This is a genomic window from Stutzerimonas stutzeri (assembly GCF_024448955.1).
In the GTDB taxonomy this organism is placed as follows: Bacteria; Pseudomonadota; Gammaproteobacteria; order Pseudomonadales; family Pseudomonadaceae; genus Stutzerimonas; species Stutzerimonas stutzeri_AQ.
In genome coordinates this window covers 16,252-32,182 of record NZ_JAMOIH010000004.1, presented here as the reverse complement: position 1 = coordinate 32,182, position 15,931 = coordinate 16,252, and the positions used below count along the sequence as shown (strand labels likewise).

General features: G+C 59.0%; 12 protein-coding genes. All 12 read left to right on the top strand.

The features are described 5' to 3' along the window. Positions 1-29: 29 nt before the first annotated feature. Positions 30-2,414 carry an outer membrane protein assembly factor BamA gene (gene bamA / locus NA645_RS05185; protein ID WP_256047855.1) on the top strand — a complete coding sequence of 795 codons (2,385 nt, stop codon included), beginning with the start codon at positions 30-32 and terminating at the stop codon, positions 2,412-2,414. A 46-nt stretch (positions 2,415-2,460) separates the two neighbouring features. Beyond that, positions 2,461-2,964 (top strand): OmpH family outer membrane protein, encoded by a 504-nt coding sequence (locus tag NA645_RS05180; RefSeq protein ID WP_256047854.1) that lies wholly within the window; start codon positions 2,461-2,463, stop codon positions 2,962-2,964. After that, entirely contained in the window at positions 2,964-4,022 is a 1,059-nt protein-coding gene (gene lpxD, locus NA645_RS05175; RefSeq protein WP_256047853.1) for a UDP-3-O-(3-hydroxymyristoyl)glucosamine N-acyltransferase, read from the top strand. The genes NA645_RS05180 and lpxD overlap by 1 nt, the downstream gene beginning before the upstream one ends. 95 nt (positions 4,023-4,117) lie before the next feature. Continuing rightward, positions 4,118-4,558: a 3-hydroxyacyl-ACP dehydratase FabZ gene (gene fabZ, locus NA645_RS05170; RefSeq protein ID WP_256047852.1), complete on the top strand. Its 441-nt coding sequence runs from the start codon at positions 4,118-4,120 to the stop codon at positions 4,556-4,558. Next, positions 4,555-5,331 (top strand): acyl-ACP--UDP-N-acetylglucosamine O-acyltransferase, encoded by a 777-nt coding sequence (gene lpxA / locus NA645_RS05165; protein ID WP_256047851.1) that lies wholly within the window; start codon positions 4,555-4,557, stop codon positions 5,329-5,331. Before fabZ ends, lpxA begins: the two co-directional genes overlap by 4 nt. Before the next feature lies 1 nt (position 5,332). Continuing rightward, the gene (gene lpxB / locus NA645_RS05160; protein ID WP_256047850.1) at positions 5,333-6,466 is read left to right on the top strand and encodes a lipid-A-disaccharide synthase; all 1,134 of its coding nucleotides are present in this window, start codon (positions 5,333-5,335) and stop codon (positions 6,464-6,466) included. After that, positions 6,466-7,107 carry a ribonuclease HII gene (gene rnhB, locus NA645_RS05155; RefSeq protein WP_256047849.1) on the top strand — a complete coding sequence of 214 codons (642 nt, stop codon included), beginning with the start codon at positions 6,466-6,468 and terminating at the stop codon, positions 7,105-7,107. Before lpxB ends, rnhB begins: the two co-directional genes overlap by 1 nt. A gap of 99 nt (positions 7,108-7,206) precedes the next feature. Further along, positions 7,207-10,728, top strand: coding sequence for a DNA polymerase III subunit alpha (gene dnaE / locus NA645_RS05150; RefSeq protein ID WP_256047848.1), 3,522 nt, complete (start codon positions 7,207-7,209; stop codon positions 10,726-10,728). A gap of 188 nt (positions 10,729-10,916) precedes the next feature. Continuing rightward, positions 10,917-11,867, top strand: a complete 951-nt coding sequence (locus NA645_RS05145; protein ID WP_256048087.1) for an acetyl-CoA carboxylase carboxyltransferase subunit alpha — start codon at positions 10,917-10,919, stop codon at positions 11,865-11,867. Positions 11,868-11,990: 123 nt separating this feature from the next. Next, on the top strand, positions 11,991-13,274 hold the full coding sequence (tilS, locus tag NA645_RS05140) for a tRNA lysidine(34) synthetase TilS (RefSeq protein WP_256047847.1): 1,284 nt from the start codon (positions 11,991-11,993) through the stop codon (positions 13,272-13,274). Positions 13,275-13,445: 171 nt separating this feature from the next. Beyond that, positions 13,446-15,077 (top strand): CTP synthase, encoded by a 1,632-nt coding sequence (locus tag NA645_RS05135; protein WP_256047846.1) that lies wholly within the window; start codon positions 13,446-13,448, stop codon positions 15,075-15,077. Next, on the top strand, positions 15,074-15,919 hold the full coding sequence (gene kdsA, locus NA645_RS05130; protein ID WP_256047845.1) for a 3-deoxy-8-phosphooctulonate synthase: 846 nt from the start codon (positions 15,074-15,076) through the stop codon (positions 15,917-15,919). Before NA645_RS05135 ends, kdsA begins: the two co-directional genes overlap by 4 nt. The last annotated feature ends 12 nt before the right edge of the window (positions 15,920-15,931 follow it).

The following is a 15,931-nucleotide window of genomic DNA, read 5'->3' as shown; positions in this document are numbered from 1 at the left end:
AATTATCAGGTTTGAAAAGAAAGGACTTCATGAAACGTCTGCTGCTACCTGCGGTTATTTCCGCACTGATGATTGCCGAAGTTCACGCCGAGTCCTTCACCATCTCCGATATACGTGTCAATGGCCTGCAACGCGTCTCCGCAGGCAGTGTCTTTGGTGCGTTGCCGTTGAACGTCGGTCAGGCTGCCGATGACAGTCGTCTGGTAGATGCAACCCGCGCGCTGTTCCGTACCGGCTTCTTCGAGGATATCCAGCTTGGTCGCGAAGGCGATGTGCTGGTAATCAATGTGGTCGAGCGACCATCGATTTCCGGTATCGAAATCGACGGCAACAAGGCCATCAAAACCGAAGATCTGCTTTCCGGTTTGCAGCAGTCGGGCCTCGCCGAGGGTGAGATCTTTCAGCGCGCGACGCTCGAAGGCGTACGCAACGAGTTGCAACGCCAATACGTTGCACAGGGCCGTTACTCGGCCACCATCGAGACCGAGGTCGTCCCGCAGCCGCGTAATCGCGTCGCGCTGAAGATCAACATCAACGAAGGCTCGGTCGCTTCGATCAAGCACATCAACGTCGTTGGCAATTCGGTCTTCCCCGATGAAGACCTTACCGACCTGTTCGAGCTGAAGACCAGCAATTGGTTGTCGTTCTTCCGTAACGACGACAAATATGCTCGGGAAAAGCTCTCCGGAGACCTCGAGCGCCTGCGTTCCTATTACCTGGATCGTGGCTATATCAATATGGATATCACCTCCACCCAGGTATCCATCACGCCTGACAAGAAAGACGTTTACGTCACCGTGAATATCGCCGAAGGCGATCGCTACACGGTCAGCGACGTAAAACTGAGCGGTGATCTCAAGGTTCCGCAGGAAGAATTGCAGTCTCTGCTGCTGGCGAAAGAAGGCCAGGTTTTCTCGCGAAAGGTGATGACCACCACCTCCGAGCTGATCACGCGACGACTGGGTAATGAAGGCTATACCTTCGCCAACGTCAACGGCGTGCCGCAAGCCAATGATGAAGACAACACCGTATCGATTACTTTCGTCGTCGATCCAGGCAAGCGGGCTTACGTCAACCGCATCAATTTCCGTGGCAACACCAAGACTGAAGACGAAGTACTGCGTCGCGAAATGCGCCAGATGGAAGGCGGCTGGGCCTCGACCTACCTGATCGATCAGTCCAAGACCCGTCTGGAGCGCTTGGGATTCTTCAAGGAAGTAAACGTCGAAACCCCGCAGGTGCCTGGCACCGATGACCAGATCGATGTGAATTACAGCGTCGAAGAGCAGCCTTCCGGTTCGATCATGGCGAGCATTGGCTTCGCTCAGAATGCTGGTCTGATCCTCGGTGGTTCGATCAGCCAGAACAACTTTTTGGGTACCGGTAACCGGGTCAGCATCGGTTTGACCCGCAGCGAATACCAGTCGCGTTACAACTTCGGCTTCGTCGATCCCTACTGGACCGAAGACGGTGTCAGTCTTGGCTATAACGCCTTCTACCGGACCACTGACTACGACGAGCTGGACTATGACGTGTCCAGCTACTCGGTCGACAGCCTGGGCGGCGGGGTCAATATCGGTTATCCGATCAGCGAGACGTCGCGGTTGTCGTTTGGTCTGTCCGCGCAGCAGGACACCATCGATAGTGGCCGTTACACCGTCGACGAGATTTTCGATTTCATGGAGGAGGAGGGTGACAGCTACCTCAACTTCAAGGCGTCCGTTGGCTGGTCCGAATCCACACTGAACCGCGGTGTACTGGCGACGCGCGGTCACTCGCAAAGTCTCTCGCTGGAAACCACCATTCCAGGCAGTGACCTGTCCTTCTACAAGATCGACTATAACGGTCAGCTTTTCGTGCCGTTGAGCGAGAGCTACACCATGCGTCTGCATACTCAGCTAGGGTATGGCGATGCTTACGGCTCGACATCGCGCCTGCCGTTCTATGAGCACTACTATGCCGGCGGTTTCAACTCGGTTCGCGGTTTTGAAGACAGCAGTCTTGGGCCGCGTAGTACGCCGAGTACTGCTTACGCAAACGGGCAACCGCTGCCTCCGGGTCAATGTGCCGGTGAGCTCTGCACCGACCCGGATCGGGACGAACTCCCCTTTGGTGGTAACGTGCTGATTCAAGGTGGCATGGAAGTTCTATTCCCGATGCCCTTCGTCAAGGATCAGCGTTCGCTGCGTACTTCGGTGTTCTGGGACATCGGTAACGTCTACGATACCAATTGCCCGTCGGAATCAGCCAAATGCAGCGATATCGATTTCGGCGATGTGGCCAGCTCGGTCGGCGTAGGACTGACCTGGATTACCGCGATGGGGCCTTTGAGTTTCAGCTTGGCGATGCCAGTCGTGAAGCCCGACGATGCAGATACCCAGGTTTTCCAGTTCTCGCTGGGCCAAACCTTTTAATCATCCGGAGCGTTGCTCCAGTGTTTCCTGAAGAGTGGTATATACCGTGCGTAAGTTGACTCAATTGCTCCTTGTGGCTGCTGCTCTAGTGGCGACGCCTGCATTCGCCGACATGAAGATTGCGGTGATGAACTACCAGATGGCGCTGCTCGAATCGGACGCTGCCAAGCGTTACTCCGTCGATGCGGAAAAGAAGTTCGGCCCGCAGCTGGACAAGCTCAAAGGTTTGGAAAGCGATGCCAAGCGCATCCAGGACCGTCTGGGCAAGGATGGGGATAAGATGCAGCAAGCCGAGCGTGAGCGCCTTGAGCTTGAATTCAAACAGAAGGCGCGTGATTTCCAGTTCCTCTCCAAGGAGCTGAACGAATCCAAGGCCGCTGCTGATCGTGACATGCTCAAACAGCTTAAGCCGAAGCTGGACAAGGCTGTGGAAGAAGTCATCAAAAAGGGTGACTACGATCTGGTGCTCGAGCGCGGCGCGGTGGTTGATGTCAAGCCGCAGTACGACATCACCCGCCAAGTCATCGAGCGCATGAATCAGCTGCGCTGATGAGCAGTGTCGTCTATACGCTCGGTGATCTCGCCGAGCAGCTTGGGGCCGAGGTGCGCGGCGATCGTTCGCTGCGAGTATCAGGGCTGGCGACGTTGCAGGACGCAAAGGCCGAGCAGCTGAGTTTTCTGGCCAATGCGCAGTACCGTAAGTTTCTCGCCACTACTCGCGCCGGTGCCGTGCTGCTTACGTCCAAGGATGCGGAGGACTACGCGGGTGCCGCCCTCGTCGTCGCTAACCCCTATCTCGCCTACGCACGTCTCTCGCATTTATTCGAGAGTCGGCCGCAGGGGACCGTGGGTATCCATCCCAGCGCCATCGTTGATCCTAGTGCCCAGATCGATCCGACCGCGCGCATCGCTGCGCAGGTAATCATCGAGGCTGATGTATGGATCGGCGCAAATGTTGAGATCGGTGCGCAATCGGTGATCGGAGCGCGGAGTCGTATCGGGGCTGACGGCAGGCTGGCATCTCGAGTAACGCTGTGTCACGACGTTGTTATCGGCGAGCGAGTCGTTATTCAGCCCGGTGCTGTCATTGGCGGTGAAGGGTTTGGCTTTGCTCAGGAGCAGGGCAGCTGGGAAAAAATCGCCCAGCTCGGCGGCGTGCGCATCGGTGATGATGTCGAGATCGGTGCCAATACCACCATAGACCGCGGCGCGATAGCAGATACCGTGATCGGTAATGGTGTGAAGTTGGATAATCAGATCATGATCGCGCACAACGTCCAGATCGGCGATAACACCGCCATGGCCGGTTGCAGCGGTATTTCCGGAAGCACCAAGATCGGCCGCAACTGTATGATTGCCGGTGGTGTCGGGCTCGTTGGACATATCGAAGTGTGCGATAACGTCTTCATTACCGGTATGACTATGGTCACTCGGTCAATCACAGAGCCGGGAAGCTATTCCTCGGGGACGGCCATGCAGCCAGCCGCGGAATGGCGCAAGAGTGCCGCCCGGATTCGTCATCTCGACGATATGGCTCGTCGCCTGCAGCAAGTGGAAAAACGCCTGGCTTCCGTGACCCCGCGTGGGGATGCGGCTTCTGATGCCTGACCCTATCGCCTGATCGTCCCTGCTAGAGGCTTTTACCGCGGGTGCACGACCCTGGCCGTGCTGGCTCCCATAATTCTTACGGGCATTTTCTTCATATGATGGATATCAACGAGATTCGCGAATACCTTCCTCACCGTTACCCCTTTTTATTGGTTGATCGGGTGACGGAGCTGGATACGGACGCCAAGCGTGTTCGCGCATACAAGAACGTCTCCGTCAACGAACCGTTCTTCAATGGTCATTTTCCACAACATCCCATCATGCCAGGCGTGCTGATTATCGAAGCTATGGCGCAGGCGGCCGGACTGCTTGGGTTCAAGATGATGGGCGCTAAGCCGGCTGACGGTACGCTTTATTATTTCGTCGGCTCGGATAAGCTGCGCTTCCGCCAGCCGGTCGTGCCGGGCGATCAGCTGAGCCTTGAAGCGTCTTTCATCAGTGCCAAGCGCGGGATCTGGAAGTTCGATTGCCGTGCGAGTGTTGAAGGCAAGCTCGTCTGCTCCGCCGAAATCATTTGCGCGGAACAGAAGATATGAGTTTGATCGACCCTCGCGCTATCGTCGATCCTTCGGCCAGGCTGGCGGATGACGTCCAGGTCGGGCCGTGGTCGATCATCGGCCCGGACGTCGAAATAGGCGAGGGGACGGTGATCGCGTCGCATGTGGTCATCAAGGGGCCGACCCGCATCGGTCGCCATAATCGTATTTTTCAGTTTTCTTCGATTGGCGAGGACACGCCCGACCTCAAGTACAAAGGCGAGCCGACGCGTCTGGTGATCGGTGACCACAACGTGATCCGCGAAGGCGTGACCATTCACCGCGGTACCGTGCAGGATCGAAGCGAAACCACCATCGGGGACCATAACCTCATCATGGCCTACGCGCACATCGGTCATGACAGCGTGATCGCCAACCATTGCATCCTGGTGAACAACACCGCGCTGGCGGGGCATGTGCATGTCGGCGATTGGGCGATTTTGTCGGGATACACCTTGGTTCATCAGTATTGCCATATCGGCGCATACAGCTTTTCGGGCATGGGTACCGCCATTGGCAAAGACGTTCCGGCGTTCGTCACTGTATTCGGTAATCCCGCCGAGGCACGCAGCATGAATTTCGAGGGCATGCGCCGCCGCGGTTTCAGTGCCGAGGCCATCACAGCCCTGCGCAACGCCTACAAGGTCGTCTACCGCAAAGGGCTGACGGTCGACGCTGCGTTGGCCGCGCTCGCCGCCGATGCGCAGACGTTTCCCGAAGTGGCGCTGTTCCGTGATTCGGTGCAAGCCTCGAAACGTGGCATCACGCGCTGATATGTCCAGGCCGCTGACAGTCGCGCTGGTGGCCGGTGAGGCCTCTGGCGACATTCTTGGTTCGGGTCTGATGCAGGCGCTCAGAGCGCAGCACCCGGAGGTCGAATTCATTGGCGTGGGCGGTCCTCTCATGGAGGCGCAGGGGCTTAAATCCTACTTCCCGCTGGAACGTCTGGCGGTGATGGGCTTGGTGGAGGTGCTCGGTCGGCTGCCCGAACTTCTTGCACGCCGCAAGCGTTTGCTGAAAACGCTGCTCGAAGTCCGCCCCGACGTGTTCATTGGTATAGATGCACCGGATTTCAACCTGGATCTGGCCCTCAAGCTGCGGCGCAACGGTATCAAGACTGTGCACTACGTCAGCCCCTCGGTATGGGCGTGGCGGCAGAAGCGTGTGATGAAGATCCGAGACGCCTGCGACCTGATGCTTACCCTTTTTCCGTTCGAGGCGAAGTTCTACGACGCGCACCAGGTCGCGGTGCGTTTCGTCGGCCATCCCTTGGCCGATACCATTCCGCTGGAACCCGATCGCGCCGCGGCACGAGCTGCGTTGAACCTTCCGCAGGAAGGAATGATCGTTGCGCTGATGCCGGGTAGCCGGGGTGGCGAAGTAGGTCGTCTGGGCGAGCTTTTCCTCGACGCCGCGGACCGACTACGTTCGATGCGCCCCGGTATCCGCTTCATTGTTCCCTGTGCCAGTCCCGAAAGACGTGCGCAGCTGGAGCAGATGTTGGCTGGCCGCGACTTACCGCTGTCGCTGCTCGATGGGCGGTCCCATGAGGTGCTGGCGGCGTGCAATGCAGTGCTGATCGCCTCTGGTACTGCGACGCTCGAGGCCTTGTTATTCAAGCGCCCCATGGTCGTGGCCTATAGCGTTGCGCCGTTGACCTTTCGCATCCTCAAACGCATGGTGAAAAGTCCGTACGTGTCATTACCCAATCTTCTTGCCCAGCGCTTGCTGGTGCCAGAGCTTCTGCAGGACGCCGCGACTCCGGATGCCATGGCGCAACTGCTGTCGCCCCTGCTGGACAACGGCGATATACAAACCGAAGGCTTCGACGCCATCCATCGGACGCTGCGTTGCGATGCGTCGAGTCAGGCTGCCAGTGCGGTACTCGAACTGGTCGAGGCAAGCTGATGCAGATCGGTCTCGATTTCAACCTCGTCGAAGAGCTGGTTGCTGGCGTCGACGAGGTCGGCCGTGGCCCCCTGTGCGGACCTGTCGTGACGGCTGCGGTGATTCTCGATCCCGCGCGGCCGATCGAGGGTCTCAATGACTCGAAGAAGCTCACCGAAGCAAGGCGAGAGGCGCTGTTCGACGAGATTTGTGCGAAGGCGCTCGCCTGGTGCATTGCCCGCGCCGAGGTACACGAGATCGACCAGTTGAACATCCTGCACGCCACCATGCTGGCGATGCAGCGAGCGGTCGAAGGGCTGAGTGTGACGCCCCGATTGGCCCTTATCGACGGTAACCGATGCCCGCAGCTTGCAGTGCCCAGTGCTCCGGTGATCCAAGGCGACGCTCAGGTGCCTGCCATCGCGGCTGCCTCGATCCTGGCGAAAGTCAGCCGTGACCGGGAGATGTGTGCGCTGGATCTATGCTATCCGGGCTACGGCCTGTCGGCTCACAAGGGGTACCCGACGCCGCATCATTTGGAAGCACTGCAGCGGCTCGGCCCGTCAGTCATCCATCGGCGATCATTTGCACCGGTACGCAATCTGCTGGAGCAGACCGCCCTCGCAGAGTCTGTCAGCGTCATGGTTGCCTTACCGGTCTGAGCCGGCGCGTTTCGCGACTGGTGATCACCCGTCGCCTTCATCGTTCAGGCTTTCCGGTACAATTTGCGGCCTGTCGTTTCACCAGTTCAAGGTTCTTTCATGCCCGTCTCCTTCGTCCATCTCCGTCTGCACACCGAATATTCTCTGGTCGATGGTCTGGTGCGGGTCAAACCGCTGGTCAGGTCGGTTGCTGGCGCGGGCATGCCGGCGGTGGCCGTCACCGATCAGAGCAACATGTGCTCGCTGGTCAAGTTCTACAAAGCTGCGCAAGGAGCCGGGATCAAGCCGATCTGTGGTGCCGATATCTGGCTTGCCGGTCGCGACGAAGACGGCCCGCTCAGTCGGCTGACGTTGCTGGCGATGAACGGCAAAGGTTATCGGAACCTCACCGAGTTGGTATCGCGCGGCTGGACCGAGGGGCAGCGCAACGATCAGATCATCATCGAGCGCGATTGGGTAAAGGCCGCAGCCGAAGGATTGATCGCGCTCTCCGGCGCCAAGGAAGGGGAGATCGGTCACGCCCTGCTCGCAGGTGAGGAGGCGACAGCCGAGGCATTGCTGACCGAGTGGCAAACAGTTTTCCCTCAGCGCTTCTATCTCGAGGTGCAGCGCACCAGTCGCGTCAATGATGAGGAGCATCTGCACGCGGCGGTCGCTCTGGCTCAGCGTTGTGACGTTCCGCTGGTGGCTACCAACGACGTGCGTTTTCTCAAACAGGAAGATTTCGAAGCCCACGAAACCCGTGTCTGTATCGGCGAGAGCCGCATCCTGGATGATTCACGGCGGCCGCGAAATTATTCCGATCAGCAGTACCTGAAAACGCCCGAGGAAATGTGGGAACTGTTCAGTGATCTGCCCGAGGCGTTGGAAAACACAGTCGAGATCGCCAGGCGCTGCAACATCGAAGTACAGCTGGGCACCTACTTCCTGCCGGATTTCCCGGTGCCGGATGGCATGACCATGGACGAGTATTTCCGCAAGGTCTCGTTCGAGGGGCTCGAAGAACGTCTCGAAGTGCTGCTGCCCAAGGACACGCCTGACTACGAGACGAAGAAGCAGGTCTATGTAGACCGGCTGAATTTCGAACTCGACATCATCATCCAGATGGGCTTTCCGGGTTACTTTCTGATCGTTATGGACTTCATCCAGTGGGCCAAGAACAACGGCGTGCCGGTGGGGCCCGGACGTGGCTCGGGAGCGGGTTCGCTGGTTGCTTATGTGCAGAAGATTACCGACCTCGACCCACTGGCCTACGACCTACTGTTCGAACGCTTCCTCAACCCCGAGCGGATTTCCATGCCCGACTTCGACGTCGACTTCTGCATGGACGGCCGTGACCGGGTCATCGACTACGTGGCGGAAAAGTACGGCCGCAACGCGGTCAGCCAGATCATCACCTTTGGCACCATGGCCGCGAAGGCTGTGGTGCGAGACGTTGCGCGAGTTCAGGGTAAGTCCTACGGTCTGGCCGACCGACTGTCGAAGATGATTCCCTTCGAAGTTGGCATGACGCTGGAAAAAGCCTACGAGATGGAAGAGCCGCTCCGTGATTTCCTTGCCGTCGATGAGGACGCCCGAGAGATCTGGGACATGGCGCTCAAGCTCGAAGGCATCACGCGCGGCACGGGAAAGCACGCGGGCGGGGTGGTGATCGCGCCGACCAAACTCACGGATTTCGCGCCTATTGCTTGCGATGACGAGGGCGGCAGCCTGGTCACCCAGTTCGACAAGGATGACGTCGAACAAGCCGGCCTGGTTAAGTTCGACTTCCTCGGCTTGCGTACCCTGACCATCATCAAATGGGCCATGGAGACGATCAACCGCGAGCAGGCGAAGAAAGGCCTTGAACCGCTGAACATCGATTTCATCCCGCTAGACGACAAACCCACCTTCTCGCTGCTGCAAAAGGCCGAGACCACGGCGGTATTCCAGCTCGAATCACGCGGCATGAAGGAGCTGATCAAGAAGCTCAAGCCGGACTGCCTGGAAGATCTGATCGCTCTGGTTGCGCTGTTCCGTCCGGGGCCGCTGCAGTCGGGCATGGTCGATGACTTCATCAACCGTAAGCACGGTCGTGCGGAGATTTCCTACCCGCACTCGGATTACCAGTACGAAGGCCTCAAGCCGGTGCTGGCGCCTACCTACGGCATCATCCTGTACCAGGAACAGGTGATGCAGATCGCTCAGGTGATGGGCGGCTATACACTCGGCCAGGCGGACATGCTGCGCCGTGCCATGGGTAAGAAGAAACCCGAGGAGATGGCCAAGCAGCGCGGCGGCTTCATCGAGGGGTGTGCTAACAACGGCATTGATGCCGATCTGGCGGGCAACATCTTCGATCTGGTGGAAAAGTTTGCCGGCTACGGCTTCAACAAGTCGCACTCGGCTGCCTACGGCCTAGTCTCGTACCAAACCGCCTGGCTCAAGGCGCATCATCCCTCGCCGTTCATGGCCGCGGTTCTGTCGGCGGATATGCACAACACCGACAAGGTGGTCACGCTGATCGAAGAATGTCGCAGCATGAAGCTGCGCATCGATGCGCCGGACGTGAACAATTCCGAGTTCAAGTTCACGGTCAGCGACGATGGACGGATCATCTACGGTCTTGGTGCGATCAAGGGTGTCGGCGAAGGTCCGGTAGAAGCAATTTGCGAATGCCGCAACGAGGGCGGTCCGTTCAAGGATCTGTTCGATTTCTGCAGTCGCGTTGACCTCAAGCGCATCAACAAGCGCACCCTGGAAGCTCTGATCCGGGGTGGCGCGCTGGATCGCCTCGGCCCTTATTTCTCAGACGAGCCCAAGGCATATCAAGCCAATATCGACCGCAACCGTGCGGTGCTGTTGTCGGCCATGGAAGAAGCCATTCAGGCGGCCGAGCAGACGGCACGTAGCGCGGAGAGTGGCCACATGGACCTTTTCGGCGGCCTGTTTGCCGAGCCTGAGGCAGATGTTTATGCCAACCATCGCAATGCGCGCGAACTGTCGCTGAAAGAACGTCTGAAGGGCGAGAAAGACACGCTGGGGTTGTATCTGACCGGCCATCCGATCGATGAATACGAGGGCGAAGTTCGCCGCTTCGCCCGGCAGCGGATCGTCGATCTGCGCCCTGCACGTGGTGAGCAGACTATTGCCGGCTTGATCGTCAACCTGCGGGTAATGAAGAACAAGAAGGGCGACAAGATGGGCTTCATCACCCTCGATGATCGTTCGGGGCGGATCGAGGCCTCGCTGTTCGCCGAAGCTTTCAACAGCGCCCAGGCGCTGCTGCAGACTGACGCCCTGGTAGTAGTTGAGGGCGAGGTCAGTAACGATGATTTTTCTGGCGGTTTGCGTCTGCGCGCCAAGCGAGTCATGAGTCTTGAAGAGGCTCGTACCGGGCTGGCTGAGAGCTTGCGTGTCAAGGTCGCTGGCGATGCGCTGAAAGGCGATCGGGTGCGCTGGCTGGCCGATGTCTGCGGACGTCACCGCGGCGCCTGCCCGATCACAATGGAGTACACCGGAAGCGACGCACGAGCGTTGTTGCAGTTTGGTGAGAGCTGGCGGATCGACCCAGCAGACAACTTGATTCAGGCATTGCGTGACCAGTTCGGGCGCGACAACGTCTTTTTGCAATACCGATAGCGGGACGTAACGGATTGGCGTGCCAATGCTGGTAGCCGGTCCGGATGACCGCCGATACGATCCGATCCTGAATCGGTCAAAATTGCGAACATTTTTTGTTCGACCTGAATGCGTCCGTCCCGTAAGGTAGGGCGCAAAAAACGGAACAGCTTCCCGGCCGCCTGGCCGTCGACGCATGACGGATGACTATGAACCCGAATTTTCTCGATTTCGAACAGCCGATCGCCGACCTGCAAGCCAAGATCGAAGAATTGCGCCTGGTTGGTAACGACAACTCGCTGAATATTGGCGATGAGATTGCCAGACTGCAGGACAAGAGCGAGTCGCTCACTGAGAGCATTTTCGGCAATCTCACCAGCTGGCAGATCGCTCGTCTGGCTCGTCACCCGCAGCGCCCCTATACCCTCGATTACGTCAAACATCTTTTCACCGAGTTCGAAGAACTGCACGGCGACCGGCATTTCTCCGATGACGCCGCGATTGTTGGCGGTACGGCTCGCCTTAACGGTGAGCCGGTGATGATCATCGGGCATCAGAAGGGCCGCGAAGTCCGCGAGAAGGTGCGTCGCAACTTCGGCATGCCGCGTCCTGAAGGCTACCGCAAGGCCTGCCGTCTGATGGAAATGGCCGAGCGTTTCAAGATGCCGATCCTCACCTTCATCGATACGCCGGGTGCTTATCCGGGCATTGATGCCGAAGAGCGCAATCAGAGTGAGGCGATCGCTTGGAATCTTCGCGTGATGTCCCGCTTGAAGACGCCGATCATCGCGACTGTCATTGGTGAAGGCGGTTCCGGTGGGGCGTTGGCCATTGGTGTCTGCGATCAGTTGAACATGCTTCAGTATTCCACCTATGCGGTCATCTCTCCGGAAGGCTGTGCCTCGATTCTCTGGCGTACCGCCGAAAAGGCGCCGGAAGCAGCCGAGGCCATGGGCGTTACCGCCGAGCGTTTGAAGGATCTGGGCATCGTCGACAAGGTCATCCCTGAGCCGTTGGGTGGCGCGCATCGGAATCCCGCGGTGACGGCCGCATCGTTGCGTGACGAGCTGACCTCGCAGCTTGATATGCTCAAGAGCCTCGATACCGACGCGCTGCTGGCCCGTCGCTATGATCGTCTGATGAGCTACGGTATCGCTTGAGCGTGATGGCATGACAAAAACGGCGGGCATAGGCCCGCCGTTTCTTTTTGCAAGGTCAGGCGGCGCTGCTTTCGCGTGTTTTCAGCCCTATCCTTGGCGTTCCGCCTTTCCGAGCGTAGGCGCATGGCACTTGAATCTCATCTTCTTTGCTTTCTGAAACCGTGGCTCGATGCGCCGGCATGGCGCATTGCTTTTTCCGGTGGGCTGGATTCGACGGTGTTGCTCAATGCCTTGGCCTGTCTGCGGCGGCAACACCACTTGCCACCGCTCAGTGCCATTTATATTCATCACGGCTTGCAGGCTGTGGCCGAGAGCTGGCCTGCGCACTGCGCGAAGATCTGCGATGGCTTGGGTGTTCCGTTTGAAGTCGTGCCGGTGCAGGTAGCGACAGGCGCGAGTATCGAGCGCGCCGCCCGAGTGGCTCGCTACAAAGCTTTCGCCGACAGACTTGGCGAGGGTGAGGTGCTGCTCATGGCTCAGCACCAGGATGACCAAGCCGAAACACTGCTGTTTCGTATGCTGCGTGGTGCCGGCGTGCGCGGCCTCGGAGCGATACCTGTCAGTCGCGAACTAGGACAGGGTAGGCTGGTGCGGCCGTTACTCGCTATTGATCGGGCCGATTTGGAATCCTACGCGCGCGCGCAACAGTTGGAATGGATCGAAGATCCCTCAAACGCAAGCCTTGTGCATTCGCGCAACTACCTTCGCCGCCAAGTGATGCCGGTGCTGAAGCAGCGCTGGCCGCGCGCGCCGTCTAGCATGGCTCGAACCGCTGCGCACCTGGCCGAAGCGCAGTCGCTGCTCGATGAGCTCGCCGAGATGGATCTACTGGCGGCTCGAGCGCCAGATGACTGGCCATGGCTTCCCCTGCGGAGCTTGGACTTATCCGTACTGCGCTCACTGAGTTCGGCTAGACAGCGCAATGCGCTACGCCACTGGCTGGCTGATTTCACGCTGTTGCCGGATACCGACCACTGGGCCGGCTGGGAGGCGCTGCGCGATGCCGCTGTGGATGCCACGCCCCGCTGGCGTTTGGAGGGCGGCGAGCTTCATCGTGCCGGACGTCGGCTATGGTGGCTTTACGGGCCCTGGCTCGAAGCGGTCGCAGGTGCGTTTCCCTTGGAGCGAAGGGTCACCACGCTGGCATTGGCCGGTAACGGCGCGGTGAGCCTCGAAGGAGCGATGCAGGGCGCGTTCGAGATTCGTTATCGGCAAGGCGGCGAGAGCATGACAGTACCCGGACGTGGCAGACGCGATCTGAAGCGCCTGCTCAACGAAGCCCAGGTGCCGGGATTCGTCCGTTCACGCCTGCCGCTGCTCTATCTCGATGGCGAGTTGATTGCAATCGCGAATCTGCCCCAATTCGATGTCGCCCCGGTGTCACTCGTCTGGACGCCGCCGGCGTGATGCGTGTTTGAGCTGATGGGGTCTTTCCAGTAGACTACGCTCCCGTCTCAATACAGCTTCTGCGGTTTCTTCGAATCCGTGGCAGTTGCGCTATTGCCGCTCGATGCGCAATGGCACCTTCGCTTTCCCCCGGCGGCGCCGGCCGCTTAACGCAGACTTCTAGGGTTTTTCATGACGCGCTACATCTTCGTCACGGGTGGTGTTGTTTCTTCATTGGGGAAAGGCATCGCCTCGGCTTCATTGGCGGCCATCCTGGAGGCGCGGGGCCTGAAGGTCACGATGCTCAAGCTGGACCCTTACATCAACGTCGATCCGGGCACCATGAGCCCGTTCCAGCACGGTGAGGTGTTCGTCACCCACGACGGCGCTGAAACCGACCTCGACCTGGGCCATTACGAGCGTTTCATTCGCACGCGTATGACTCAGAACAACAACTTCACCACCGGTCGCGTCTATGAGGACGTGCTGCGCCGCGAGCGCCGTGGTGATTACCTGGGCGCGACCATCCAGGTCATTCCGCACATCACCGACGAGATCAAGCGTCGCGTCATCAAGGGCGCCGGCGATGCCGACGTGGCCTTGGTGGAAGTGGGAGGTACCGTAGGTGACATCGAATCGCAGCCGTTTCTCGAGGCGATTCGCCAGTTGCGCGTGGAGGTCGGCGCCAAGCGCGCCATGCTGATGCACCTGACGCTGGTGCCTTATATCGCCACCGCTGGCGAGACCAAGACCAAGCCGACCCAGCATTCGGTGAAGGAGCTGCGTTCCATCGGCCTGCAGCCGGATGTGCTGGTATGCCGTTCTGAAGTGCCGATCGACCTGTCCTCGCGGCGCAAGATTGCCCTGTTCACCAACGTCGAAGAGCGCGCGGTGATCAGCCTGCCGGACGCCGACACTATCTACAAGATTCCCGGCATGCTGCATGCGCAGGGGCTGGATGATTTCGTCGTCGAGCGCTTCGGGCTGGAGTGCGGTGGCGCCGACCTCTCCGAGTGGGACCGCGTGGTCGATGCCAAGCTGAACCCGGAAAAGGAAGTCACCATCGCCATGGTTGGCAAATACATGGAACTTCTGGACGCCTATAAATCTCTGATCGAAGCGATGAGCCACGCTGGCATCCAGAGCCGTACCAAAGTGAATCTCCGTTACATCGACTCCGAAGATATCGAAAATCAGGGCACCGGTCTGCTGGAAGGCATGGACGCGATACTGGTGCCGGGTGGTTTCGGTCTGCGCGGCGTGGAAGGCAAGATCGCTACCGTTAAGTACGCGCGCGAGAACAAGATCCCCTACCTAGGGATCTGTCTCGGCATGCAGGTTGCGGTGATCGAGTTCGCCCGTGACGTGCTCGGCTGGACCGACGCCAACTCCACGGAGTTCGACAAGGACAGTACCCATCCTGTGGTGGGCCTGATCACCGAGTGGGCCGATGCGACAGGCGCCGTGGAGACCCGCAGCGATGCTTCCGATCTGGGCGGCACCATGCGCCTGGGGGCTCAGGAATGCGGCCTCGAAGCCGGTTCCAAGGTGTTCGACTGCTATGGCGCGGAGCGCATCGTCGAGCGTCACCGTCATCGCTACGAAGTGAACAACAACTTACTGCCGCAATTGCAGGCTGCCGGTCTGAAGGTCACCGGGCGTTCCGGCGATGGCGCGCTGGTTGAAGTTGTAGAGGCACCGGATCATCCATGGTTCGTGGCTTGCCAGTTCCACCCCGAATTCACCTCCACGCCACGTGACGGTCATCCGCTGTTCAGCGGCTTCGTTCAGGCGGCGCTGGATTACAAGGCGAGCAAGGCATGAACCAGAAGACCATCCGCGTCGGCAATATCGAGATCGCCAACGACAAGCCGTTCGTGCTGTTCGGCGGCATGAACGTGCTGGAGTCCCGCGACCTGGCGCTGCAGATTTGCGAAACCTATGTGAAGGTGACCGAGAAGCTCGGCATTCCTTACATCTTCAAGGCTAGCTTCGACAAGGCCAACCGTTCTTCGATCAACTCCTTCCGCGGTCCAGGCCTGGAAGAAGGCATGCGCATCTTCGAAGAGGTAAAGAAGACCTTTGGTGTGCCGGTGATCACCGACGTACACGAACCCCATCAGGCTCAGCCGGTGGCCGAGGTTTGCGACATCATCCAGCTGCCGGCTTTTCTGTCTCGACAGACCGATCTGGTCGTCGCCATGGCCAAGACAGGTGCGGTGATCAACATCAAGAAGGCTCAGTTTCTTGCGCCGCAGGAAATGAAGCACATCCTCGCCAAATGCGAGGAAGCCGGTAACGATCAATTGATTCTCTGCGAGCGTGGCTCGTCCTTCGGCTACAACAATCTGGTCGTCGACATGCTCGGCTTCGACATCATGAAGCGGATGCAGTATCCGGTGATTTTCGATGTCACTCATGCGTTGCAGATGCCTGGTGGTCGTGCCGACTCTGCCGGCGGTCGTCGCGCCCAGGTTACCGATCTGGCGAAGGCTGGACTCAGCCAAGGGCTGGCCGGCCTGTTTCTCGAAGCGCACCCTGATCCGGACAACGCCAAGTGCGACGGTCCTTGCGCCTTGCGCCTGGACAAGCTCGAGCCTTTCCTCACCCAGCTCAAGCAGCTGGATGATCTGATCAAGAATTTTTCGCCAATCGAAACTGCTTGAAGCCTTGAAGCT

Excerpts from the sequence above, each read along its gene's own strand:
- bamA (WP_256047855.1), top strand. The coding sequence starts at position 30 with ATGAAACGTCTGCTGCTACCTGCGGTTATTTCCGCACTGATGATTGCC.
- lpxD (WP_256047853.1), top strand. The coding sequence starts at position 2,964 with ATGAGCAGTGTCGTCTATACGCTCGGTGATCTCGCCGAGCAGCTTGGG.
- fabZ (WP_256047852.1), top strand. The coding sequence starts at position 4,118 with ATGATGGATATCAACGAGATTCGCGAATACCTTCCTCACCGTTACCCC.
- lpxA (WP_256047851.1), top strand. The coding sequence starts at position 4,555 with ATGAGTTTGATCGACCCTCGCGCTATCGTCGATCCTTCGGCCAGGCTG.
- lpxB (WP_256047850.1), top strand. The coding sequence starts at position 5,333 with ATGTCCAGGCCGCTGACAGTCGCGCTGGTGGCCGGTGAGGCCTCTGGC.
- rnhB (WP_256047849.1), top strand. The coding sequence starts at position 6,466 with ATGCAGATCGGTCTCGATTTCAACCTCGTCGAAGAGCTGGTTGCTGGC.
- dnaE (WP_256047848.1), top strand. The coding sequence starts at position 7,207 with ATGCCCGTCTCCTTCGTCCATCTCCGTCTGCACACCGAATATTCTCTG.
- NA645_RS05145 (WP_256048087.1), top strand. The coding sequence starts at position 10,917 with ATGAACCCGAATTTTCTCGATTTCGAACAGCCGATCGCCGACCTGCAA.
- tilS (WP_256047847.1), top strand. The coding sequence starts at position 11,991 with ATGGCACTTGAATCTCATCTTCTTTGCTTTCTGAAACCGTGGCTCGAT.
- NA645_RS05135 (WP_256047846.1), top strand. The coding sequence starts at position 13,446 with ATGACGCGCTACATCTTCGTCACGGGTGGTGTTGTTTCTTCATTGGGG.
- kdsA (WP_256047845.1), top strand. The coding sequence starts at position 15,074 with ATGAACCAGAAGACCATCCGCGTCGGCAATATCGAGATCGCCAACGAC.